The 25,104-nt window shown below is 51.1% G+C and carries 21 protein-coding genes and 1 riboswitch; of the genes, 15 read left to right on the top strand and 6 right to left on the bottom strand.

Annotated features, from left to right (window positions below; translation table 11 throughout):
• The 8 genes from mutL (at position 1) to SYK_RS09610 (ending at position 8,527) form a co-directional block, all read left to right on the top strand.
• Positions 1–1,833, top strand: coding sequence for a DNA mismatch repair endonuclease MutL (gene mutL, locus SYK_RS09645; RefSeq protein ID WP_281760051.1), 1,833 nt, complete (start codon positions 1–3; stop codon positions 1,831–1,833).
• Complete coding sequence (gene alr, locus SYK_RS09640) at positions 1,833–2,960, top strand: alanine racemase (protein WP_281760050.1); 1,128 nt, start codon at positions 1,833–1,835, stop codon at positions 2,958–2,960. The genes mutL and alr overlap by 1 nt, the downstream gene beginning before the upstream one ends.
• A 13-nt stretch (positions 2,961–2,973) precedes the next feature.
• Positions 2,974–3,195, top strand: coding sequence for a hypothetical protein (locus SYK_RS09635; protein WP_281760049.1), 222 nt, complete (start codon positions 2,974–2,976; stop codon positions 3,193–3,195).
• Between the two features lie 264 nt (positions 3,196–3,459).
• Positions 3,460–5,220 carry a sensor histidine kinase gene (locus SYK_RS09630; RefSeq protein WP_281760048.1) on the top strand — a complete coding sequence of 587 codons (1,761 nt, stop codon included), beginning with the start codon at positions 3,460–3,462 and terminating at the stop codon, positions 5,218–5,220.
• Positions 5,221–5,271: 51 nt separating this feature from the next.
• Positions 5,272–6,510, top strand: a complete 1,239-nt coding sequence (locus tag SYK_RS09625; protein WP_281760047.1) for an inorganic phosphate transporter — start codon at positions 5,272–5,274, stop codon at positions 6,508–6,510.
• Between the two features lie 43 nt (positions 6,511–6,553).
• Positions 6,554–7,228: a DUF47 domain-containing protein gene (locus SYK_RS09620; protein ID WP_281760046.1), complete on the top strand. Its 675-nt coding sequence runs from the start codon at positions 6,554–6,556 to the stop codon at positions 7,226–7,228.
• A 285-nt stretch (positions 7,229–7,513) separates the two neighbouring features.
• Positions 7,514–7,837 (top strand): tetratricopeptide repeat protein, encoded by a 324-nt coding sequence (locus SYK_RS09615; protein WP_281760045.1) that lies wholly within the window; start codon positions 7,514–7,516, stop codon positions 7,835–7,837.
• Complete coding sequence (locus tag SYK_RS09610; RefSeq protein ID WP_281760044.1) at positions 7,838–8,527, top strand: HD-GYP domain-containing protein; 690 nt, start codon at positions 7,838–7,840, stop codon at positions 8,525–8,527.
• A gap of 98 nt (positions 8,528–8,625) precedes the next feature.
• On the opposite strand, the gene SYK_RS09605 is transcribed toward SYK_RS09610, so the two are convergent.
• The 5 genes from SYK_RS09605 to SYK_RS09585 all read right to left on the bottom strand — a co-directional run bounded on the left by SYK_RS09605 (position 8,626) and on the right by SYK_RS09585 (position 12,732).
• Entirely contained in the window at positions 8,626–9,501 is an 876-nt protein-coding gene (locus tag SYK_RS09605; protein ID WP_281760043.1) for an Mrp/NBP35 family ATP-binding protein, read from the bottom strand.
• 113 nt (positions 9,502–9,614) lie between these two features.
• Positions 9,615–9,965 (bottom strand): dinitrogenase iron-molybdenum cofactor biosynthesis protein, encoded by a 351-nt coding sequence (locus tag SYK_RS09600; RefSeq protein ID WP_281760042.1) that lies wholly within the window; start codon positions 9,963–9,965, stop codon positions 9,615–9,617.
• A 161-nt stretch (positions 9,966–10,126) separates the two neighbouring features.
• Entirely contained in the window at positions 10,127–11,452 is a 1,326-nt protein-coding gene (locus tag SYK_RS09595; protein ID WP_281760041.1) for a sigma-54 interaction domain-containing protein, read from the bottom strand.
• A gap of 254 nt (positions 11,453–11,706) precedes the next feature.
• A complete protein-coding gene (gene hypB, locus SYK_RS09590; RefSeq protein WP_281760040.1) occupies positions 11,707–12,366 on the bottom strand; it encodes a hydrogenase nickel incorporation protein HypB in 660 nt (219 codons plus the stop codon).
• Between the two features lie 12 nt (positions 12,367–12,378).
• On the bottom strand, positions 12,379–12,732 hold the full coding sequence (locus tag SYK_RS09585; protein ID WP_281760039.1) for a hydrogenase maturation nickel metallochaperone HypA: 354 nt from the start codon (positions 12,730–12,732) through the stop codon (positions 12,379–12,381).
• A 163-nt stretch (positions 12,733–12,895) separates the two neighbouring features.
• A riboswitch (FMN riboswitch) is annotated at positions 12,896–13,044 on the top strand.
• Positions 13,045–13,167: 123 nt separating this feature from the next.
• Here SYK_RS09585 and ribB point away from each other — a divergent pair.
• The 3 genes from ribB (at position 13,168) to SYK_RS09570 (ending at position 16,897) form a co-directional block, all read left to right on the top strand.
• On the top strand, positions 13,168–13,821 hold the full coding sequence (ribB, locus tag SYK_RS09580) for a 3,4-dihydroxy-2-butanone-4-phosphate synthase (protein ID WP_281763261.1): 654 nt from the start codon (positions 13,168–13,170) through the stop codon (positions 13,819–13,821).
• Positions 13,822–14,311: 490 nt separating this feature from the next.
• Positions 14,312–15,973 carry a dihydroxy-acid dehydratase gene (gene ilvD / locus SYK_RS09575; RefSeq protein ID WP_281760038.1) on the top strand — a complete coding sequence of 554 codons (1,662 nt, stop codon included), beginning with the start codon at positions 14,312–14,314 and terminating at the stop codon, positions 15,971–15,973.
• A 165-nt stretch (positions 15,974–16,138) separates the two neighbouring features.
• A complete protein-coding gene (locus SYK_RS09570) occupies positions 16,139–16,897 on the top strand; it encodes a substrate-binding periplasmic protein (RefSeq protein WP_281760037.1) in 759 nt (252 codons plus the stop codon).
• Between the two features lie 337 nt (positions 16,898–17,234).
• On the opposite strand, the gene SYK_RS09565 is transcribed toward SYK_RS09570, so the two are convergent.
• Positions 17,235–18,425, bottom strand: a complete 1,191-nt coding sequence (locus SYK_RS09565; RefSeq protein WP_281760036.1) for a pyridoxal phosphate-dependent aminotransferase — start codon at positions 18,423–18,425, stop codon at positions 17,235–17,237.
• A 198-nt stretch (positions 18,426–18,623) separates the two neighbouring features.
• Here SYK_RS09565 and SYK_RS09560 point away from each other — a divergent pair, with 198 nt between their 5' ends.
• From SYK_RS09560 to SYK_RS09545, 4 genes are all read left to right on the top strand, one after another.
• Positions 18,624–20,720, top strand: coding sequence for a PAS domain-containing sensor histidine kinase (locus tag SYK_RS09560; RefSeq protein WP_281760035.1), 2,097 nt, complete (start codon positions 18,624–18,626; stop codon positions 20,718–20,720).
• An 8-nt stretch (positions 20,721–20,728) separates the two neighbouring features.
• A complete protein-coding gene (locus SYK_RS09555) occupies positions 20,729–22,126 on the top strand; it encodes a sigma-54-dependent transcriptional regulator (protein WP_281760034.1) in 1,398 nt (465 codons plus the stop codon).
• 271 nt (positions 22,127–22,397) lie between these two features.
• The gene (locus SYK_RS09550) at positions 22,398–23,054 is read left to right on the top strand and encodes a 4Fe-4S dicluster domain-containing protein (protein ID WP_281760033.1); all 657 of its coding nucleotides are present in this window, start codon (positions 22,398–22,400) and stop codon (positions 23,052–23,054) included.
• 21 nt (positions 23,055–23,075) lie between these two features.
• Positions 23,076–25,046, top strand: coding sequence for an aldehyde ferredoxin oxidoreductase family protein (locus SYK_RS09545; protein ID WP_281760032.1), 1,971 nt, complete (start codon positions 23,076–23,078; stop codon positions 25,044–25,046).
• Positions 25,047–25,104: the final 58 nt, after the last annotated feature.

The raw sequence follows: 25,104 nt of genomic DNA, 5'->3' as shown, positions 1-25,104 counted from the left end.
ATGACACATATACCTGAAATTAAAATTCTGCCTCCGGGCTTGAAGAATCAGATCGCTGCCGGTGAAGTGGTGGAGCGACCTGCCAGCGTGGTCAAGGAATTGGTGGAAAATAGCCTTGATGCTGGGGCTACTCGTGTGGATGTGACGCTGGAAAATGGCGGACGTGCACTCATGGTTGTGCAGGACAATGGTTCGGGCATCAATGGGGATCAACTTAATTTGGCCGTAACTCGGCACGCCACCAGCAAAATTCGTGAGTTCGGAGATCTGTCCGCCATTGGTTCTTTTGGCTTTCGTGGTGAAGCGTTGCCCAGTATTGCTTCGGTGTCGCGGTTTGTGATGACCTCCTGTGCGCAAGGAGCTGATGAAGCTGCCTCTATCGAGGTTCGGTCTGGTGAAGTCGTTGGTGAAGGGCCTGCGGCCCTGGCTTCCGGTACTCGTGTTGAGGTGCGGGACTTGTTTGCCAACACTCCGGCGCGGCTTAAATTTCTCAAGACTGAAGCCACGGAGAATCGTCGTTGTCAGGATACGCTTATGCGGACCAGCCTGGCTCATTTGTCCACTGGATTTTCTTTGACCATGGGCGGACGGGAGGCTTTTCGACTGCCTGTGGATCAGGACCTGACGACCCGACTGAGTGCATTTTGGCCGCCGAATATTTGTGAAGGGTTGACGCCATTTTATTTTGAGCGAAATGGGTACCGTGCTCACGGTGTCGCTGGTGCTCCGGCCACCGCGCAAGGGCGAGGCAACCGTATTTTGCTGTATGTTAATGGTCGTCAGGTGCAGGACAAGCTCATGCTTTCCGCTGTCCGACAGGCATATAAAGGTATGCTTCTGTCTCGCGAATATCCGCAGATCGTCTTGTTCCTTGAGCTGCCTCGTGATGAGGTGGATGTGAATGTGCATCCGGCCAAGCTGGAAGTTCGGTTCGTTGAGGAAAGTCAGGTGTTCTCCACTATTCGAGGCGGCATCATGCAGGCCCTGACCGGCCCCGGTATGGAAACCATGTCCTCTCCCGAACAGACTTTTACTCGGCCTATGCCTTCAAGCGGTATTCCGGCTGCCACTGGTTCCATGTTTTCATCGACATCGGCCAAGCGGAACCATCAGCCCGCGCCCATGGGGAATGGACCTAAATTTTCTACATATCGAGATTTTCAGTCGGACACGGTTCATTCAAAAAATCTCGATTTACCGATGCCGCCATCGGCCTCCATGGTTCGGGAACCTGCTGCGCCACAAATGTCCGGGCGACCAAACGCTGTTCAGGAAGCGCCGTTGGCCGGAAGTGGTTTTACCTATCTCGGTCAGATTGCGGATACCTATCTTGTTTTGCGTCAAGGTGATTCCATGGTGCTTGTGGATCAACATGCGGCTCATGAACGGGTGTTGCTCGCAGCCATGCGTGATCAGCGAACAAAGGGTGATTCTCAGCCGCTGGCTCTGCCTTTGGAAATCCCGTTGCATTCCAGTCAGGTCGAAATTTTTCAGGATGTGCGTAAGGAATTGCGTTCTATGGGCTTTGTTCTTGAATTGGACGGCCCTACCAAGGTGCTGGTTCGCGGTATTCCGCCCACTTTGGATACGGGTAAGGCCAAGGAGTATCTGACAGATGCGTTGGCTGAGAAGGCGCGTGGTTTGGACGATCTTTGGACCATGATGGCCTGCAAGACCGCTATCAAGGCCAATCAGCCTTTGGCCGTTGATGAAGCTTTGGCCTTGCTTGAAGTTTGGTTGGAAACCCCGGAGCGAGACTACTGCCCTCATGGACGGCCTACTGTTTTGCACTGGTCTGCATTTGATCTGGAAAAGTTATTTAAGAGAAAGTAATGGCTATAGAATACAATAAGCTGCGCGTCACGATCCACACTGATCGTTTGCGTGAGAACTACCGTCTTTTCAAAAAAAACCATGACAACGTTATCCCGGTTATCAAATCTGACGCATATGGTCACGGTTTGGCCGAAGTTTGTCATGCCTTGGAAAGTGAAGGCGCGGATACCTTTGCCGTTGGGTTCGTCAATGAAGCCGTTTTATTGCGTCAGTCCGGGTGTACCAAACGAATTTTTGCCTTGCTTGGACCATTGGGCGATGATGATATTCAGGCCCTTTGGGAGCATGACATCCTGACCGCTATTTCGCATTTTGATCAACTCACTCGGGTAATCAACGCCGCGGAAAAGAATGGTCCACTGAATATTTGTCTCAAATTTGATACCGGCATGCGACGGCTCGGATTCTTGCCCGAAGAAGTGGATAAAGTGACCGAAGCCCTCAAGAAAAGTCGGGTGACACCGGTTATGGCGACTTCGCATCTGGCCTCGGCAGACGAACCGGAATGTGGAGAGCGTGTCACCATGCAGGCTGCCAGATTTCAAATCGCTTTGGACGGTTTGGCAAAAGCGGGTTTTGACGTGGAAGCCAATCTGGCGAATTCCGCCGGAGGCATGGTCCACGAACAGTGCCGTATGGATTCCTTACGGTTGGGGATATCTCTGTATGGAGGCAACCCCTTTCAGGATACTGAGTGGGAATCGCGTGGGCAGGGGTGTCGTTCAGCAATGGATGTGTCTGCCCCGGTCTTACAGGTCCACCCCTTGAAAAAAGGTGAATCCATCAGCTATGGCTGGACGTTTACTGCCGAGCGTGATTCGGTGGTTGCGATTATTGGAGTCGGGTATGCCGACAATTACAGTCGCTCTTTGTCCAACACGGGATACATGATCATTCATGGCAAGCGGGTACCTATTCGTGGGCGTATCTGTATGCAGATGACGGCAGTTGACGTAACCGATCTTATGGGTGAAGGAAGGGGCGTTGTCCCAGGGGATGAGGCTTTTCTTTTGGGTGGGCCGGGGAATACCCCTATCACCCCTGAGGAATTAGCCGGATGGTGGAATACCATTACCTATGAAGTTTTTTGTCTGCTGGGAATGAACCGGCGGGAATATATTTAATAAGGAGAACACTATGCCTGCAGTGCAAGATGACGAATGGGTTGTTGCCGAGAGCTATCCCATTAAAGAAATGGAAGCGAATGGCGTGACGCCCAAGTGGCTGGAAGGCAAGTGGCTGAACGTGGCCGAAGATATGGCCTTGATCCCGGAAAACAACGTGCGCGTCATCGAAGACAATGGCGTCTGTCGCGTGGAAGTGTCCATGTATCTCATGGAATGCATGCGCGGTTTTTAACCGACTGATTTTATCGGAATAATGAGGTGTCCTTCCCTTTGGGGCACCTCTTTTTTTGTGTCTGAAACCTTGAGTATTCTAACAGGGTTGTGGCTTTGCGGTCATTTTGTCACACAACCGTAACAATCCGTAACATTACATTTCGGGAACGATTGTGTTACACAGCGCACGCGTTCGGCAAAGGGGATATCCATATCCCTTTGACCAACTCCAGCCGCTGCGGCGCTCAACGAGGTAAGGGAAATGAGGCTTGGCTCTTTTCAAATGCGTATCCTGTTATGGACCTGGGCTCTTTTGCTCCTGGTTCTGGGCGTGATATTCTTTTACTCCACATCCATTGTGGGGGATGAGCTTGTCACGGATACGGAGATGCGGTCCCACAGCGAAATCGAGTCCATCAAGTGGCTGATCAGCGACCACCAGACCTTTGCCTCTGAAAAAGATTTTGCCGAATGGGTGGACGCCTTCGGTTTTAAACTCGGCTCGCGTATTACATATATAGTAGGTGGTCGGGTCATTGCCGATTCCGACGTGATCTATTCCGAGCTGACAACGCTGGATGATCACAGCACACGGCCCGAAATTATTGCCGCCCTCAAAGACGGGTGGGGATCAAACGTCCGTCACTCCGACACATTGCGCAAAGACATGCTGTACGTAGCCTCAGAAATGAGTGTTGTCTCAGGTGTTCCCACCGGAGTGCTGCGCCTCGCGGTGTCGTTTTCCAAGGTGAGCGAACGACTGAATGTTTTACGTACCAATTTCATTTGGATTTTTCTTGCCACCCTTGCATGTGCCGTACTCATCAGCTTGATTATGTCCCATAACATGAGCCGGGATATCAGAACCTTTTCCGAACTGGCCCGCTCTATTGGTGAGGGCAACTACTCCAAGCGGCTGCGGGTTCTTCCGGGGGGTGAATTCAAGCCTCTGGCAGAATCGGTCAACGCCATGGCTCAGTCCATCGAGCGCAGCATGCAGGTTGTTCATGACCAGAAAGGACAGCTTCAGGCCGTGTTTCAGGGTATGCGTGAAGGTGTGATGACGTTGGATTCCAACGGGCGTATCGAGTCATACAATACCGCACTTGAAGACATGTTTAATATGGCTGAAAGTTCTGTAGGACGGACACCCATCGAAGTCTCTCGGCGTGTCGAGATTCAGGACTTGGTTGATGATATGTTGGGCGAATCCGAAAGCGGCGAACGTGCTATTCAGATCGATTTGATGGATTCGCGTACCGTGGAAGTCAGTGCTGAACCTTTCATGGATCAAAAGGGTGTGCGTAAACTCATTTTGGTGTTTTATGATATTACTGAAATGAAGCAGAGCGAGAAAGGGCTGAAGGATTTCGTGGCGAATGCTTCGCATCAGTTGCGTACTCCTTTGACCTCCATCAAGGGTTACACCGAGACATTGCTGCATATGCCTCCTGCCAAGCCCGAAGACGGGCAAGGATTCTTGGAGACTGTCCTCAAAAATGCGGACCACATGGACAAGGTCATTTCTTCCATGCTTGCTTTGGCAAAGTCTGAGCAGATGGGCAAGAAGCTTGATCTGGTGCCGGTTTCAGCACATGAATTTATGACTCGGGCCATTAATGACGTTTCGCCTTGGGCCGAAGAACAGTCAGTCGCCATAGAGCGGAGAACTCCCGACGGTGGCATGATGGTCATGGGTGAGGTTGACGGGCTTTTGCACGTGTTCCACAATTTGCTGAACAATGCCGTGAAGTACAGCCCTGATGGAGGGAAGATCACGGTCAGCGCCGAAGATGACGGCGAGTCCATCGTTTTTTCTGTGGAGGATCAGGGGCCGGGTATATCTCGGGAACACTCCACCAAGGTCTTTGAAAGGTTCTACCGCGTCGATGAGAATACCATTGACGGGTCCGGCAGCGCGGGATTGGGTCTTGCCATCTGCCGTCGTATAGTGAAAAATTTTGGCGGAGAAATCTGGCACGACGGATATGGTGAAGGGACTCGCGGAGCGCGTTTCTGTTTTCGTCTGAATAAGTCCTCGTAGTCGGTTACGCGCGGAACATTTAACCAATTCCCTCGAAAGAGGGGCATCATAATGGATATTTACGATCTGTTTTTGTACTTGTCTCTGGGCGCGGGCTTCCTCATGGCCTTCAACCTCGGGGCAAACGATGTGGCGAATTCCATGGCTTCGGCTGTGGGTGCACGGGCCATCACCGTGAAGCAGGCCGTGTTCATCGCCGGAACTCTTAATTTCGTCGGTGCGGTTTTTCTCGGTTCACACGTTACGGCGACAATCAGTAAAGGGATTATCAATCCAGAAGTTATTACTGATCCGAAGATTATCATGATCGGTATGTTTGCGGCGTTGCTTGCTGCGGGCATTTGGGTTTTGGTGGCGACGTTAACATCGCTACCAGTCTCATCAACCCACTCCATTGTTGGAGCTATCATGGGGTTTGGTCTTGTTGCCGGTGGTCCTGATGTGGTCAATTGGCTCAAAATGGGTGGTATCGTCCTGTCTTGGATTATTTCACCGTTTCTTGCCGCAGGCATCGCCTATTTTATTTTTTCGCATATCAGGAAGTATATTCTGTACAAACGAAAATTTATCGAGCAAGCAAAATTTTGGGCACCAATTTGGATCGCTGTGACTCTGTCCATGATATCCTTGTCCTTTCTGTATAAGACCCCGGCAGGGAAATCCTTGCATTTGCATTGGGCGCAGTCCTTGGCCATAGCCGTTGGTCTGTCGTTTCTTGCATGGTTTTTGGGAAAGCTTCTTGTCAGTCGTATTGTCATTAACGAGGAAGAGGGCGCAGAGGGTGTAGAGCGGATCTTCCGTAAAATGCAGGTGGGTACGTCCTGTTATGTAGCCTTGTCACAGGGCGCGAACGACGTGGCCAATGCCATCGGCCCTGTTGCCGCCATTTACCTGATAGCCAAGGAGCACGTGCTGCTCTCCAAGGCGGAAGTTCCCTGGCCCATGCTTGTTTTGGGAGGGTGTGGCATTGCTATAGGTATTGCCGTACTCGGCCATAAAGTCATGGCAACTGTCGGGACCAAGATCACCACGTTGACCAATACCCGAGGTTTTGCCGTCGATGTTGGCGCGGCTTCCACCGTGCTGGTGGCATCCAATCTCGGGTTGCCTGTTTCTACGACCCACGCAGCCGTGGGTGGTGTTGTCGGCGTTGGTCTGGCTCGCGGTTTTCACGCCGTTGATTTCCGTGTTCTGTTTAGAATCGTGGCCTATTGGATAGCTACAGTTCCCATTGCGGCGCTGACCAGTATTGTTATCTTTGTGCTGTTGAAATGGTTGTGTTACAGCTAGGTTACGAAATTAACGACGATCCTTTTCAAGAGAGGTTATACATATGTCTTTGAAAATTCCTTTTTTCGGTTTGCTTGCCAACCGTTCGCCCATGGACGGCCTTGTTGAACACTATGACAAGATAGCAGAGTGCGTTGCGGCCATCGACGATTCGTTGGAGTGCTATGTGTCTGGCGGTGTTTGTCGTGAGTTTGAAGAATTGACTCGTTCCGTGGACGAAATCGAGAATCACGCCGATTCCATCAAACGCAACATTCGCAACCATCTCCCTAAAGGGCTGTTCATGGCCGTGGAGAAGCCGCTGTTCCTCAGTTACACCAAGAGCCAGGACAATATCCTTGATGCTGCTCAGGATGCTTTATACTGGTTGGCTATGCGCAAGGTCGTTATCCCTGAAGATGTGCAGAAAGACCTGATTTTCCTGCTTGACGGCATTGCTCGTTGTACCGTTTTGCTTGGTCCCGCCTTGAAGTCCACCATTGCCATCATTCACGGCGAGTCTCTGGACCGCGAAGGGACCAAAGAGTGCTTTCGTAAGGTGCGTCGTGAACGTGACAACGTGCGTCACATGAAGAATGCCCTGCACAAGAAGATTTACGATAAGGATATCGATTTTAAAGATATCTATCAGCTGATTCATTTTGTGGACTGCCTGGATAACATGGGACATAATACAGAGAATTGTGCCGAGTTACTTCGTTCCATGATGGCACGTTAAGCGCCAATATATTCGGCTTTTATAGCCGAGCAGAGTATTAAGGGCCTATTCCGTTTTGCACGGAGTAGGCCTTTTTTATATTGGGCCAAAAAAAAAAAAAATAGTTCTTGAAATTGAAAATCAATCTCAATATAGTCAACTCATGTTTCGCATTAAAACACTTTCGATTTCTTCGAACACAGCTTTTGGCTTCCCTTTGTCAGCTTCCTTATTTGGACGATGTATGTGCCGGTTCGCATGAATGCGAACCGGAGATTTTAATATCGCAAGAATAAGGAGCTAATTATGACCCAGTTACGTCAACTTGGATTGTTGAACCGTGAAGGAATGAAAGCCTGCAACGAAGGAAAGACTGATGATGCGCTGTTTCAGCTTATTCAGGCCGACCGATTGGCAAAGTCAATGAATTCACGTTTGCATGAAGCAAAAGTCCGCAATAATATAGGTTTGGTGCATCAGGTTTCCGGTAAAGAAGAAGAGGCTTTGGCCTGCTTCCGCCTTGCTGCTCTTTTTGCGGTTGAAGGCGCTGGTGAAGGGAATGCTTTGCATAAAACCATTGTTCGCAATCTGACACGTCTTGAGTCTGTCCGTCCGGCAGGTGCTGTGTAAATGCTTGCCGGCAACAATTTTGCGGAAGGAGGTGCCGGAGCGAAAGCTCTTCCCGTACGCCCTGATTCCGCTCATTTTGTAACAACAGTCCTGCACCAGTTTGCGGAGTCTTTGGGGTTCGCTATAGATGCCAAAGATCCGTACACTTCAATGCATTCCGAGGAAGTGGCCGAAGTCTCACACGCTTTGGCGCTTTCCATGGGGTTGTCCCCTAGTGAGGCGGATATTATTCATGTGGCAGGACACCTGCATGATATAGGTAAGATTGGTGTACCAGATTCCGTGTTGAAAAAACGAGGATCATTGAATGCCAGTGAATGGCAGTCTATTCGTAGGCATCCAAAAGCTGGAGCTGACATTCTTCGTCCGGTGTCTTCCCTGAAAAATCTTGGTGTCGTGGATATGGTGTTGCATCATCATGAACGCTATGACGGCACTGGGTATCCTCATGGTTTGAAGGGGATTCAAATACCGTTGGGTGCGCGAATTATCGCGGTTGCGGACAGCTTGTCAGCTATGTTGCAGGATCGACCGTATCGTGTATCCAAGGATTTTGATGCGGCCAAAGAAGAAATTGTCAGATGTTCGGGAACACAATTTGATCCCCGTGTGGTCTATGCGCTTGAGAGAGTGGCAGACGCTGTACGAGGTATGGTCAATATTCTTTCATCCAGTGACAAGGTCGCCTGACGGAACTCTTTGAATGGTCCTGCAACGAGAAATCCCCCCTGCGTAATAACGCCGGGGGGATTTTATGTGCATAAAGACTGCGGACTGCGAAAGGCCGTTTATGCCTTGGGCGGGTCTGGCAGCTCCAGCATGGGCTGGATGATCTGTTCTAAAGCCTTGCCTGTGATGGTATCGCGGTGGACTTTCAGGTACGGGTAGCCTTCGTCACCGGAGTTAGCGACTTCCGGGTCCAAAGGAATACGGCCGAGGAATTGGACGCCCGCTTCTTTAGCCAGTGCTTCGCCTCCACCTGATTTGAAGATTTCGTGGATAGTTCCACAGTTGGGGCAGGCGAAACCGGACATATTTTCGATGATGCCGAGTACGCGGTTGCCCACTTCACCTACAAAGGAGACGGAGCGGCGGACATCGTCAATAGCCACGCCCTGCGGGGTCGTGACGATGACACCCATGGCCGTGGGTCCGAGGGTCTGCAAAGTGGACAGCGGTTCGTCGCCGGTGCCGGGAGGGCAATCAACGACCAGATAATCCAGCTCGCCCCACATGACATCTTCAACGAACTGTTTGATCAGTCCCATTTTGACTGGGCCACGCCAGATAACGGCCTGACGGTCGTCTTCGAGCAGGAAGCCAAGAGACATGACCGAGAGGTTTTTGCTCCAGGGGACCGGTTCCATGGTGCGATCGCCCATGTGTGGCTTTTGGCCTTTCAAGGAAAGCATGCGAGGCAGGCTCGGACCGTGGACATCGACGTCAAGCAGGCCGACTTTTTTTCCAGCAAGCGACAGTGCCACGGCGATGTTGGTAGCGACGGTGGATTTGCCCACGCCGCCCTTGCCGGACATGACCACGATTTTGTGCTTGATGCGGCCAAGGGTCTGTTGCAGTTTCAATTCTTCGGGATTGTCACAACCAGTCGTGCTCGTGCAGCTCCCGTCAGGTGCGGCAGAAGAGCATCCTTCGCATTCACTCATGATATACTCCTAAAAAAAATGGCGGTTTGACGCCGCCTTTGCAATGTCTTTTACCACCCGTGGAATCTCGGATTCCTGCGGGTTACAGAGAGATAACCACACTCGTGAAAATGTCAAATCCGGGTACCCGGCATGACCAGATTGTCCAGAGTTTTGTTGAGAAATCCATCGAGAATTTGATTTTGGGTGCCCGTGAGCCAAGGCAGGACGGTTACGCCGCCTTCTTCGAGCCTAGCGCGTGTCTGATTGCAGATGGCACCGCATAAAAATACAGTTACCCCGCAGGCCAATATGGCGGATGTCCTGTCCATAGGGTCCTTTGAGGGAAGGGATAGGAGGCCTGCGGGGTAAAATTTGGTGTCACGTATTTCAAAAAGCTTGTATCCATCTGCGTTTTCACACACAGATGCTAACCGGTCCTGGTAGCACGCCAGGCAGATGAGATTTGCAGAATCTGCTTTCATGCTCACTACTCCAAAAAATCCGGCGGGCTTGAGCCGGTTAAAATGAATATAGCATAGAGCATGCCACTCTTTATAACGTTGTTATTTCAATTACTTGAGTTTTTGTTGGCTATCATAAGGGCGAAAAAATAGCCTTTTATAGCCCCGGACGGGGATAATTATTAGCCCTCTGGCTCGGTGAGCATTTTGCGCAGAGTGTCTTTGGTAATACCCAGTTCACGGCAGGCGGCCATTTTTTTACCGTTGTTGCGTTCCACGGCATGTCTTGCCGCTCGACGTTTGATTTCATTCATGGAGCCGCGCAAAGGATCAGGGCCGTGGATGTCATGGTTGTCTGGGTGTAGATATTCCGGCAGATGTTCAACCTGAATGAGTCCTTCGCGGCAGAGAATAAATGCGTATTCAAGGATGTTTTCCAACTCGCGAACATTGCCGGGGAATTCGTGATGCAGCAGAATGTGCAGGGTGTCTTCGCTGACGCCCTGAATGGACTTGCCCTGTATCGCATTGAATTCACCAAGGAAGTGGTCGATGAGCAGGGGGAGGTCTTCGTGGCGTTCCTTGAGTGGCGGCAGGGTCAAAGTGACCACATTGAGTCGGTAGAACAAGTCTTGCCGGAAACTGCCGTCTGCAACGGCCTGCTCCAGGTCTTTGTTCGTCGCGGCGATAACACGCACATCGGCATGGATTGGTGCGACGCCTCCGAGTGGTTCGTACATTTTATCTTGCAGGAAACGGAGGAGTTTGACCTGGAGTTTTCCCGGCATGTCGCCGATTTCATCAAGGAAGACAGTGCCACCGTCCGCCATTTCAAAACGTCCAGGCTTGTCTGTGCGAGCGTCCGTAAATGCGCCTTTTTTATATCCGAACAGTTCGGATTCAAGCAGTGTGTCCGGCAGTGCACCACAGTTTACAGGCACAAATGGGTTGTCTTTGCGTGGGCTTAAATTATGGATGGCTCGAGCAAACAATTCTTTGCCAGTACCTGATTGGCCGAGAAGCAGCGTGGTTGCTTCGCTTTCACTGATGCGGGGCAGGATGCGGAATATCTTTTCCAAGGGCTGACTGCGTCCAACGATATTTTCATATCGGTAAACATCCTTGGCTTGCTGACGTTTGACATGGATTTCTGTCAGGTCGCGGAAGGTTTCGACGCCGCCGATCATTTGGCCTTCGCTGTCACGCAATGTGGATGCGGAAATGGATATGGGCAGGGTGGTGCCGTCGTTGCGGACGATGAAAATGGACTTGTTGACAATGCGACCACCGGCTTTCATACATTGGCCGATGGCACAATTGCCGTCACACAGCGAAGAACGAAAGACGTCCCAGCATTTGCATCCGACCGCTTCATCCTGATTGATGCCAGTGATGCGTTGGGCTGCCTCATTAAAATAAGTAATGTTCCAGTCTGTATCTACGGTGAACAGACCGTCTGCAATGGAGGCGAAAACGTCTTCAAGGGGGAGATTGGCTGGAAATGACATGAGGGGATGGTACTCTTGGACTGGTGTTCTGCCAATGAAGAAATGAAGTTTTGGGCGAAAAATTATCCCTTTTGTAGGGAGGTGGCTGTGTTTTTCAGCGATGAGGAATGAAAGATGCGCCTTCGGCGAGAGTCATTGTTGAGTGTATATCACTGCCCAAGGCGGTCCTTTTGTTTTTCTCTTCCCCTTTTTATCCAAAAAAAAGGCCCCTGTTCGTACAAGCGAGCAGGGGCCTTTTTTTTATTTAAAAAGAATTATTTCTTCTCAGCACGTTTGTCGCGAAGCCATTTGTACCACTGCTCCATATTCTCGCCCGAGCGGGCAGAAATAGGCATAACCTCGATTTCCTTGTTCAGGGCTGTGGCGTGATTCTTGGCTTTGTCCATGTCAAAGTCAACGTAGGGGAGCAGGTCCACCTTGTTGAGCAGCATGACTGCAGAGATGTGGAACATGAATGGGTATTTTTCCGGCTTGTCGTCACCTTCGGCAACGGACAGCAGGGTAACCTTGAAGTCCTCACCCACGTTGAATTCTGCAGGGCAGACCAGATTGCCGACATTTTCGATAAACAGGATGTCCAGACCTTCGGTGTCGATGGCCTTGAGTGCATCCAAGACCATACCGGAATCCAGATGACAACCGCCCTCGGTATTGATCTGTACGGCCTGTGCGCCGGTTGCGGCCACACGCTGTGCATCGTTATCGGTCTGGAGGTCGCCTTCGATAACGGCCATCTTGAACTCGTCTTTGAGGTCGGTCAGGGTACGTTCCAGAAGGGTTGTTTTACCCGCGCCAGGAGAACTCATGAGGTTCAGGCACAGGATTTTCTTGACGCGAAATTTCTTTTGCAGCTCGTCGGCCAGACGATCGTTGGCCTCAAGCACATTGCGAACTATAGTGACTTCCTTGGACATGATCTCTCCTTGCTATGCTTCTTGCTGGTCGTCCACTTCTATGGAATCGATCAGTAGCTCTTTACCTTCCAGTACGTGGTGGCCGAGTAATGCCTCACATTTCGGACAGGGCATGCACCTGGCATGCTCCGGGCTGAACTCTTCGCCACACTCACCGCACGCGACCTTGACCGGTACCTCGATAATCTCAAGCTCAGCCCCATCAAATTCTCCGCCGGGGATGAGTGCGTCCCAGGCGAATGTCAGGGATTCAGACACCGCTCCGGCCAATTGACCGTTTTTGATGGTGACTTTCTTGAGCCGCTGGCCGTCATATTTGACCATTTCTTCTCGTAAGATGCCGAGGATGGATTCGACTATTGACATTTCATGCATGGACGAAAGCAGTACCCCTTTTTGAGCGTGTGGGCAAGGCTTCCTCCATATGTGTTTGTTTCTTTTTTCGTTGTCACACAAAGGGTTTGGGAAATAGATATTTTTTTGAGGGGAATGTGTTGACATCTCTTTGAAAGTCCTTAATTCTTTCCCAACTTGTTCTCAGGGCGGGGTGGAAGTCCCCACCGGCGGTAATCTGGTTTTGCCAGAAAGCCCGCGAGCGCCTCCCTCTGTTGGGAGGGTCTAGCAGACCCGGTGTGATTCCGGGGCCGACGGTAACAGTCCGGATGAAAGAGAATGAGGCAGTCCCGTATTCGCCGCCGAGCATTCCTGCTCCCCACGGCGTCAGGTCGTGACGTGTGAAAACGTGCTCGACTGCCTGTCTTTGCGCCCTGATTCATTCATACTCTTTTTAGGAGATTCATGATGAATCAGTCTCTACTTAATCAGTTCGGCGATCCTATTCAGCGGGTCGAGAACGCACTCACGGCACTCCGTGAAGGTCGTGGCATTCTTGTCACGGACAACGAAGGTCGTGAAAACGAAGGCGATCTTATCTTCGCCGCCGAAACCCTTACTGACGATCAGATGGCTATGCTCATTCGCGAATGTAGCGGTATTGTCTGTCTTTGCTTGACCGATGAAAAAATCCGGTCCCTTGAACTGCCCATGATGGTTGATGAAAACAGCAGCCAGTATCAGACCGCGTTCACCATTTCCATTGAGGCGGCCACAGGTGTCACCACTGGCGTATCAGCGGTTGACCGTGTGACCACCGTTAAGACGGCTATTGCCGGAAACGCTACGCCTGCGGATATCGCCAGTCCCGGCCATGTCTTTCCGCTCCGCGCCCGTCCCGGCGGAGTGCTTGAACGTGGCGGTCATACTGAAGCCACAGTGGACATGACACGTCTGGCCGGTCTAGAGCCGTGCGGTGTCCTTTGTGAAGTCACTAATCCTGACGGCACCATGGCCCGAACCCCGGAAATTATCGACTTTGGCAAGAAACACAATATGCCCGTCTGCACCGTGGACGATATCGTGGAATACCGCAAAGCCCGCAAGAGCGAGGCCGCCTAACGTCTGAAGGTACGATAACCGACAAACAAAATATGTGCTCCTCCAAGGCCCCGCTATCTCCTAGTCGGGGCCTTTTTCTTGTGACACGGCTTGGGAGAGCTGCGCATCTGCACATTTTTCGGGCGTAAATCAATCCTCAACGTAGCCGGGCTACGCCTGCGGTCGATTTGGCCCGAGAAAATGCACATCTGCACCACTCTCCCAAGCCTCATACTGTCGGGGGGAGGAAAGGCGTTGTTGGGGTGCTGGCGCACCCCAAAGCACTCCATGTTTAAGAATGGTTGAGAATTTTTTTCGTTTATCCCCCCCCCTCGCGAAGCGATACAGAAAGTTTTGGAGAGTCCAGAGAACCTTTTTAAAAAGGTTCTCTGGTCCCGCTGAAGGCGACCGCCGGTAGGCCTGCCGGAGGCCTCACAAGGCAAAACCATTGACATCGGCCCCCTATCCGGTGTGAACTGTCCATCCGAATTTTTATTTAGAGGAGTATCTAATGCGTAGTAAAAAAATGACTGGTGGATTGGAAAAGGCCCCGCACCGCTCGCTGCTGTATGCGACCGGGATGTCCAAGGAAGAAATGGACAGGCCGTTGATTGGCGTATGTAACGCAGCCAATGAGATTATTCCCGGTCATGTACACCTAGATACCATTACCGAAGCCGTGAAAAGAGGCATCATGCTGGCAGGCGGTACCCCCATGGAATTCCCGGCTATAGGGGTGTGTGACGGACTGGCAATGAACCATGAGGGCATGAAAATGTCCCTGCCGAGCCGCGAAATAATTGCCGACTCCGTGGAGATCATGGCGACCGCCCATCCCTTTGACGCGATCGTGTGTATTCCTAACTGCGACAAGATCGTGCCGGGTATGCTCATGGCTATCCTGCGACTGAATATTCCAGCGGTTGTCGTGTCTGGTGGCCCCATGCTGGCAGGCCGGAAGAAGACTGCTGACCTGATTAATGTTTTTGAAGGCGTGGGCAAGGTCAAGGCTGGCACCATGACTGAAGAGGAACTGACTGAATTTGAACAGTCCGCCTGCCCGACCTGCGGTTCATGCGCGGGCATGTTCACGGCCAACTCCATGAACTGTCTGTCCGAGTCCATCGGGCTGGCCCTGCCCGGCAACGGTACTATCCCGGCTGTCATGTCCGCCCGTGTACGGCTGGCTAAGCAGGCCGGTATGCAAGTTATGGAAATGCTGGAACGTGACATCAAGCCGCGTGATATCGTCACCGAGAAAGCCGTGCATAACGCCGTGACAATGGATATGGCTCTGGGCTGTTCCACCAATACCACGTTACATCTGCCCGCACTGTTTGCCGAGGCCGGTCTTGATTTGAATCTTGAAATGTTCAATGAGATCAGCAAAAAGACACCGAACCTGTGCAAGTTGTCCCCTGCTGGCCCTCATTTTATGGAAGATCTGAACGAGTCAGGTGGTATTCCCGGCGTGATGTCCGAACTGGTCAAACGAGATTTGCTTAATCTTGATGTTATGACTGTTACGGGTAAAACGCTGGGTGAAAACCTCAAGGATCTGGACGCCAGGGTTACGAATAATGAAATCGTCCGGCCCATTGATAATCCGTATTCGGAAGAGGGCGGTATCGCCATCTTGTACGGCAACATCGCGCCTGAAGGATGCTGTGTGAAACAGTCTGCCGTGGCTCCAGAGATGATGCAGAATACTGGAGTAGCCAAGGTATATACGACAGAAGAAGATGCGGTTGAAGCCATTCTTGGTGGCAAAATCGTGTCCGGTGACGTGGTGGTCGTGCTGTATGAGGGTCCCAAGGGCGGGCCTGGTATGCGTGAAATGCTCACCCCCACCTCGGCTATTTCCGGCATGGGGTTGGGCGAGTCCGTGGCTCTATTGACCGATGGCCGTTTTTCTGGTGGCACACGCGGCGCAGCTATCGGGCATATTTCGCCCGAAGCAGCAGCTGGCGGCCCATGTTGTTTGATCCAGAATGGCGACCAGATTGAGATTGATATTCCGGCACGGAAAATTCATCTGCTGGTGGACGATGAGGAACTGGAAGAGCGACGGAAAATTCATGTGCCTGTGATCAAGGAAGTGAAGTCCCCATTTCTGCGTCGTTATGCAAAATTGGTCACTTCAGCTTCACGTGGTGCGGTGTACGAAAAATAATCAATAATAGAAAAATCTGTATAGCCGGCCGGGGAAATCCCGACCGGCTTTTTTATTCCCAACTTTTTCTAAGATGTTGCATATTATGAGAGTTTCTGTGTAGGAAATGATAAGAGTGAATTGTTTTGGCGGGACTTATCGGCGTGTGAGTGAAAAGGGGAAAAAATGGGTGTGCGTGGTTTTTTGTTCGCTGTTGTTCTTGTCTTGGTGCAAGCGGTAACAGCTTCAAGCGAGAGTATAAAAGTCGTTACTGAAGAATGGCCGCCCTATAATCAGAAAGTCTGTGAAGGAGTGGGCGGCGTGGTGACAGACGTTGTCCGGGCCACGCTGGACCGAGCCGGATTTGAGTACTCTATTGATATATACCCTTGGGCTCGTGCGTATGACATGGCTCAAACTCATAAGAATGTCCTTATTTATTCTATTTTCAAACTGCCGAGCAGAGAACCGCATTTCAAATGGATCAAGGTTGAAGGGCTGTCTATTGACATGTATTTGTTCAGTCCGAAGCATCGTAGAGATATAGCTATTTCCACTTTGGACGAGGCCAAGAAATATCGGGTCGGTGTAACCCGTGAAACTTCCACACATCATTTTTTGCTTTCCCAGGGATTTCAGGACGGGGTCAATCTTTTTCCCGTTAACTGTGAGCAACAGAATAATTTGAAATCTTCCCAGAACGTCGGGCGTATAGACCTGACAACCGGAGATAAGCTGTCGCTGGCCCATTGGCTTAAGCAGTCTGGACAGCCTTCTGACTACTGGGTTCCCCGAGTGCCGCTTTTTACCGAGGATTTTTATATGGCGTTTGGCAATGAAACTTCTGATGCAGTCGTGGAACGTGTGCGAAAGGCCTTTTTGGAGATTCGAGCAGAAGGGCAACTGGATGCCATCGTGGATAAATACTGGCGTATGTTTGAATAGCGCCTCTTCACTATGGGGAATATCCCCTTCCAGAAATGAGAAAAGCCTCCTTGCGGAGGCTTGTTGTTTTCTCAGTGCAAAAAAGGAAGATGTTTTCTTTATAGCATGTGGCGTGCCAAACTTTTTTACATCGTAAATATATTTTTTAAGCCCAACGAAAACAGGTGGTTACTTCATAGTGTTTTTGTCTCCTTGAAAGGTTGTTTTGTCCCGTACGGGTACAAGAATTTTAACTTCTTCAAGAACATCAGCGATGCAGACAAAATTTTTTAACTCGTTGAAATGAAAAAAGGGCTGCCCGAGAGCAGCCCTTTTGGGTGTGTATGAGTATGTGAGGCTATTTGTATTTTTCCATGGTTCGGGCAAAGCCTTCTGTGGCTCGCAGGATGACATCTTCGCCTACGCAAAAGGCGAGTCTGATGTAGCCGGGGCAGCCGAAGCCGGTGCCGGGAACAGCTAGGATTTTTTCTTTCTGCAAGGCGGCGCAAAACTCGATGTCATCTCCGCCCGGAGCTTTGGGGAAGAAGTAGAAAGCACCTTTGGGCATGGTGTACTCACATCCCGCGTTGTCCAGGACTGAGGCCATGGCCTTGCGGCGGTCGTCGTAGATCGAGGTGTCCACGGAGCTTCCCAGCGCTTTGCCGAGAATCTTTTGGGCCAGTGCCGGGGCGTTGACGAAACCGAGGATGCGGTTCGCAAGGACGATGCCGCCGACGAGCATATCCTTGTCCTTCATGGCCGGATTGACCAGTGCATAGCCGATGCGTTCACCAGCCATGGACAGGTTTTTGGAGAAGGAGGAGCAGACAACCGAGTACGGATAGACGTCCAACATGCTCGGGACTTCCACGCCGTCAAAGGCGAGAAAGCGGTAAGGCTCGTCAGACAGGATGAAGATCGGTTTGTCGCGGCCTTCATTGTGCTTGTGAAGAATGGCGGCCAGGCCGTCGAGCTCTTTGCGGGAGTAGACCGCACCTGTAGGGTTGTTGGGTGAGTTGATGAGTACCACGCGGGTTTTGTCCGTAATGGCGGCGTCCATTGCATCAAGGTCCAGTTCAAAGGTCAGGGGTTTGGCCGGGACCGGGACCAGAGAAGCACCGTAATTTTCACAATAGAAACCATACTCAACAAAGAATGGTGCCGGGGACATGACTTCATCGCCCGGTTCCAGCACGGCACGGAAAAATGAGTTGAGCGCACCGGCTGCGCCACAGGTGATGATCAAGCTGTCAGCGGGAACGTCCACGCCTTGCTCCTTGCTCACTTCTTCAGCCAGCCGTTGACGAACGTCGGGGTAACCAAAGTTAGGCATGTAGCCCATGAAGAAAGGCTTGTCTGCCTGTTCGGCCAGCCCGACCAAGGCATCTTTGATGGCGGCAGGCGGCGGCAGGTCGGGGTTTCCTAAGCTGAAGTCGCAGACAGCGTCTTCACCGAATTCCTTTTTCAGGGCAATACCTTCCTCAAACATTTTGCGAATCCATGAGGACCGCTTCATGTAGCCGGATATTTGGGATGAGATCAGTTGCATTTGTGTCTCCTTTTTATCGAGTGAAAGGTCACTGTAAGGGAAAGAAGTTCCGCTCGCAAGACAATGAGACAGTGAACAGACCCTGTTTGTTTTCCTTCTTATATTTCGATGTGTTGCCATTTCGATCGCTGCCTTGCGTCGATTTCGAATCAGGGCTAAGTGGGGAACAAAGAGTCGAACCCACCTTTGGAGGGGCGCATGGATACGGCAACCAACGCGACGAAGTCGCAGGCGATTATCGAGGCGCAGCAAACACGCATCGCAGAGCTAGAGTCGGAACTGGGCAAATATCAGGGTGTGCTTGATGCCATGTCCGATGGCATTCTCATTCTGCAAGATACTTTTTTTGATTGTAACAAAAGTGCGTGTCGCATTTGGAAGGCAGACAAGGGACAGATTCTTGGCCGTTCTCCGGCAGAATTCGCCCCGGAAAAACAGCCCAATGGTCGCGATTCTTACCTCATGGCGCAGGAAAAAATACGGGCCGCAGCCGAGGGAACCCCTCAACGTTTTTTTTGGAAGGACAAACAAGGGGACGGCACGCTCATTGATACGGAAGTGTCACTCAAGGCCGTGGCCATCAATAATGAGCAATATGTTGTCGCGACCATTCGTGATATTACCGAAGATTTACGCCGCGAGCGTAAACGCACCATCCTGTATGATCGGATGGAAGGGATCATTGAGAAACGCACGGAGGAATTGAAATCTTCGCATGACGCACTCAAGGATGAGCGTTTCTATCGGACGCAGGTTGAGGATGATCTCGAACGGGCTGACATGGAACTCAGTCAAGTTTTCGAGACTTCGGTAGATGGACTGATCGTTACGGATAACAAGAAGAATATTCTCAAGATCAACCGTGCCTTTTCCGAACTGTCCGGCCACGGCCATGACGATATCGAGAGCAAGAAGTGTTTTGAAGTATTTCCCTGTCATGGATGTGATGGCGTTCACTGCATGGCTTCGACCCGACTCATGGGACGAGATCGGGCCGACTATGAAACAGACTGTCGGGATGCTTCAGGCAAAACTGTTCCCTGTTCGCTCACGGCTACCAAACTCAAGAATTCAGATGGCGTGCCTATCGGTATGGTGGTAAGCTATCGAAATATAACTGATTATCGTCAATGGGTTGAAGCGTTGCAACACTCCGAGGCATTGCATCGTATCACTCTGGCTAGTATTTCGGATGCCGTGTTTATCACCGATGATAACGGGCATTTTATTTATATTAGCCCTAGTGTGAAGACCGTGTTCGGTTATACCGAGCATGAGGTACGGTGGTTCGACGAGATATCCTCTTTGCTTGGTGAGAATTTTTATGATCGCACCCGGTTGGCCGCGTTCGGCGAAATCCGCAATATTGAATTGTCTGTCTGCGATAAGTTGGGGCGTCAGCATGAACTGATGGTCAACGTCAAGAAGGTTTCCATTCAGAACGGTACCACGCTCATCACCTGCCGTGACATTACGGAGAAACGGGTTGCCGAGCGTGAGGCTAATCTCAAGCAGGAACAACTGGTTCAGGCGGGCAAGATGGTCAGCCTCGGCATTTTGGTGTCGGGTGTGGCGCATGAGGTGAACAATCCCAATAATTACATCATGCTCAATTCCCAGTTGCTCTCTCGCATGTGGGCCGGGGCCATTCCTGCGTTGGATCGGTACTATGATGATAACGGTGACTTCACCCTTGGCGGCCTTAAATACAGTCAGGCTCGTGACCGGGTGCCGCGCCTGTTTGATAGTGTGTTGGAAGGTTCGGAGCGGATCAAGCGAATTGTCAAGGACCTCAAGGATTATGCCCGGCATGACTCCACGGAAATGGATCAGGCCGTTTTTATAAATTCCGTGCTCAAGCATTCCTTGAATCTGCTGGCGAATCAGATCAAGCAAGCCACCTACAATTTCGAGGTGCAGTATGCTCATGGTCGCCCGATGGTCCGTGGTAATTATCAGAAAATTGAACAGGTAATCATCAATCTCGTGCAAAATTCTTGTGAAGCCCTGCCTGAAAAGAATTGCGCTATCACCGTGGTTACCCGGTTGGATGCAGAGAGTGGTAGCACGGTCGTCGAAGTTGTGGATGAAGGAACCGGTATTTCCAAAACCGATTTGCCACATGTAACCGATCCGTTTTTCACGACCAAACGGGACATCGGCGGCACTGGACTGGGATTGTCCGTTTCCCACAAGATCGTGAGCGAGCACTGTGGCACTTTGGAATTTCTCCCTCGAACAGGTAAGGGCACACGGGCTGTTTTGACCCTGCCAGCCGAACCTCATTCTAGTTAGGACAACGTATGTATACACCGCACGTACTTATCGTGGACGATGAACCCGCATCCATTGACAGTTTTGAGTTGATACTCATGGCCGGAGGCGTGGGCAACATTATGCGTTGCGATGACAGCCGTCGTGTTTTGGATATTTTGGCCGAGTATCCTGTAGACCTTATGCTGCTTGATTTGGTTATGCCTCATGTAACGGGTGAGGAATTGCTTGAACAGATCAAGGATGCACACCCTAACGTCGAGGTGGTTATTATTACCGGCATCGACACTGTTGATTCCGCAGTGAATTGTATGCGACTGGGCGCGTTCGACTATCTGGTTAAACCCGTGGACGAAACACGGCTTATGTCCACCGTGACCCGAGCCTTGGAGATGCGTCGACTCAAGCGGGAAAATTCCAGTTTGCGAAGTGGCTTTTTGTCCGATGCATTGGATCACCCTGAGGCCTTTTCTCACATGATAGCTCGTGATGCACGTATGCTTAGGATGTTCAAATATGTGGAAGCCGTGGCCGGTTCCGGTCAGCCCGTACTGATTACCGGGGAATCCGGCACTGGCAAAGAATTATTGGCCCGCGCTCTGCACACTTTGACGGCAAAGGATAAGCCTTTTGTGCCGGTGAATGTGGCTGGTGTGGATGACACCGTGTTCAGCGATACGCTGTTCGGACATCTCAAAGGCGCGTATACGGGCGCACAAAATGCACGGGCTGGACTGGTGGAACAGGCCTCCGGCGGTTGTTTGTTTCTGGATGAAATTGGTGATCTTTCCGCGGCATCACAGGTCAAACTTTTGCGACTCATTCAGGAACGGGAGTATTTTCCGCTTGGAGCAGACCTGCCCAAATCTGCCGAGGCCCGTGTTATTGCCGCGACTCATTGTGATCTTGAGGGGACCCGTGATGATGGGCGGTTCCGTGCGGATTTGTATTATCGATTGTGTATCCACCATGTTCATATTCCGTCTTTGCGGGAACGCCCTGACGACATCCCGTTGCTGATCGATCATTTTGTACACAAGGCCGCTGGTCTGTTGAATCGGGACGTGCCCAAGGTACCGGAACGATTGATCGTCGGACTGACGGCCTATGCGTTTCCTGGTAACGTGCGTGAATTGGAATCCATGATTTTCGACGCGGTCAGCAATTGTTCTGGAGATGTTTTGCCTGTGGCTCCTTTCCGGGAACGGTTGGCTGTAGAAAATGAAGTGCAGCGAGTGGAGTTGGGATTTCCTCATACAGTGGGTTTCCCTGACCCGCTCCCCACTTTGGCTCAAGTTTCCGATCTGTTGGTGACAGAGGCCATGAAGCGGGCTGGCGGCAAACAAACGACTGCGGCTCGAATGCTTGGCATTTCCCAGCCAGCTTTGTCCAAGCGGTTGAAACGGATGGTTGCTGGACAAGAATGACGTGTTTGCACGTGGGGTATAACTAAAGGAATATAATAATTTTTATTATAATTTTATTTTAATCCTGCAATTTCAAGTAAATAGTTTAAAAACGTTTCGATATTATTCCAGTTGGAATAATCGGGGCGTTTTTTTGTGCCTGTATGCTTTTTATTTTACGCATTTATTTAAGGCACTTGTAGGGATGTGGATTGCTGGCACAGTTCTTCCTATAGGAGTTGAAAACACAGGATTTACTCCATGTATGACAACACTCCAGAAGGAGGAGCGAATGAGTAAAATTAAGGAAACGGCCATAGGGGAAAGCAAGGGCTTTTCGCGTCGCGGCTTTCTGAAGACTGCGGGTAAGGCTGCCGGTGGCCTGGCTGCGGGAATTTTTTGTCTTAAGGAATCAGGCTCGTTGGCCTTTGCCGCCCGTCCCGAAGGGTGCGATGTCCCTCCGGCCCGATACGAATTGCGCTTTGATCCCAATATTTGTGCAGGCTGTGCCTACTGCGAAGTCGCCTGCGCCCAGTTCCATGCCGGTGACGCTGATCCTTTGGCAAGCCGCAATACTTTTACCCTTAAGCCTGTGCTTGATTTCATCGGTGTGAGTGCGTTGTCCGCCAATGCTCCGGGCTGGCCCCAGGATTTGGCCCGTGCCACTTTTGCTGAATTTTCCGACAATGAACTGTGTCAGCAATGTGCATCCCCTGAATGTATGGATGCTTGCCCCGAGAATGCCATTTATGTGGACCCGAAGACCGGAGCTCGTGTGGTCAAGGAAGAGCTGTGTGTCGGTTGTGGCGATTGTGAAGAGGCCTGTCAGTTCAATATGATCAAGGTCAATCCTCATACGGACAAGGCCGTCAAGTGTGATTTGTGTGGCGGCGATCCGCAGTGTGTTGCCTGGTGTCCCACTCATGCTATCACTTTCCACAAGATTTAATGACCCCCAGGAGAAACTGACATGACAAAAGAAGTTTACGGAAACATGGGGATAATCCTGCGCGTGGACCTGACAACCGGGTCGGTAACGCGTGAGGATGCCTCCAAGTATAATGAAAAGTGGCTGGGTGGTCGTTGTCTGGCACACTATCTGTTGTTCAATGAAGTGGACGTGGCCAAGACCGATCCATTGTCTCCGGCCAATAAAGTTTACATCGGTACCGGCGCACTGGGTGCGACCACTTTCCCCAGTTCCGGGCGTACTCACGCTTGCTATCTTTCTCCCATGAACTATTCCGGTTGGGGTGATTCCAACTGTGGCGGTCATTTTGGACCGGCTCTCAAACGGTGTGGTTATGATATGTTGGTCATTAGCGGCAAGGCCAAGAAGCCTGTGTGTCTGTATATCGAAGATGACGAGGTTCGTCTTGAATCCGCAGCCGACGTGTGGGGCAAGGGTACCATAGACACCCAGGCTGAACTGATTGAGAAGTATGGCGAGCCGACCAAGCTGCTCTGCATCGGTCAGGCCGGTGAGAATTTGGTTCGTTATGCCAATGTTCGTACCGAGACTACAAACTCCATGGGCCGTTGTGGCATGGGTGCCGTTTTTGGATCAAAAAATCTCAAGGCCGTGGTTGCCAAGGGCTCCAAGCCGGTCAAATTGTTTAAGCCAAAGGAATTTTACAAGGTCACCAAGCAGCTCCGTGACGAGTTGATGGACCCGAAATTCGGTAAGGTCCATAGTGCCAGTTATGACCTTATGTCCAAGTGGGGAACACCTGGTATTACCAATTTGATCGGGACCACGGGTATGGTACCCATCCGCAACTGGCAGCGGTGTGGCATTGATCCCAAGTTTGATCGTCTGGTGCGTTCGTGGAGTAAGGATCACGGCACCCGTCGTGAAGCCTGTTTTGCCTGCCCCGTCCATTGTCATGCTGCCTATGCGGTCAAGGACGGTAAGTATCCCACACGCGGTGGTGGGCCGGAATATGAAACCACCACGGCATTGGGTCATAAGTGTGATATCACCGACGATAAGGTTGTCCTCAAGCTCAACACCATGTGTAACGATTATGGTTTGGACACCGTTGAGACCGGTGCCATGTTTTCCACCTTGATGGAATTGATGGAACGGAAGCTTATCAACAAGTCGTTTTTGGATGATATCGACATGCAGTTCGGCAACGGTGATGCGTGTGTTGCCATGATGCCCAAGATCGTGTTCCGTAAAGGCTGCGGCGATAATTTGGCCAATGGCCCGTATCGTGTTGCCAAGGCTTTGGGCGAGAAAGCATTACAGTCTGTTTATCATCAGAAAGGTATGTGTGCCACGGGTGTTGAGACTCGTTCCACCATCGGTTCTATGCTTCAGTTCGCGGTTTCCCCGCGCGGCTCGCACCATCTGAATGGTCTGCCTACGGCAGAGTGGGTCAACATCCCGCCCGTTGCCGTCAAGGTGTCTGGTTTCAAGGAAGGTGGCGACGTTCGTTCTTACCATCCCGAAGCCAAGGCCCGTCTGGTACAATATTACGAGAACATGTTCTTCCTGTCCGACAGCCTCGGTATCTGCAAGTTCAACTTCGGCCATCTTGGCTACTGGCATGATAAGGTCGAGGACCTTGATCACATGTACGACCTGATTTGTCAGTCCATCTACTATGCCTCCGGCATCAAATACACGACAGAGGAATTGTTTGAGATATTCGAGCGGTCCAATCAGATCGAGCGTGCCACTATCGTCATGCGCGGCATCCGTCGTGAAGATGACCAGCCCAACTGGAAGTGTCTGAACAAGGAATGTCCGGGTGAACATCCGGTCGGCCCGATCCCGTTGCCTCCCATTGACGGCGTAAAGTACAACAAGATTCTGGACGCCTACTACAAGCAGCGCGGCTGGGATATGGACGGCATTCCCGAGACAAAACATCTGAAGAAGCTCGGCCTCGATTTCGTGGCCAAAAAAATGAATAAAGCACTCTCCGCATAGTTAACCAACCGAACAGAAAAGGGCGAACCACATGGTTCGCCCTTTTCGCTTTAGAATA

The sequence above is a fragment of the Pseudodesulfovibrio nedwellii genome, assembly GCF_027923765.1.
Lineage (GTDB): Bacteria > Desulfobacterota > Desulfovibrionia > Desulfovibrionales > Desulfovibrionaceae > Pseudodesulfovibrio > Pseudodesulfovibrio nedwellii.
This window is presented reverse-complemented; position numbering and strand designations above follow the sequence as displayed.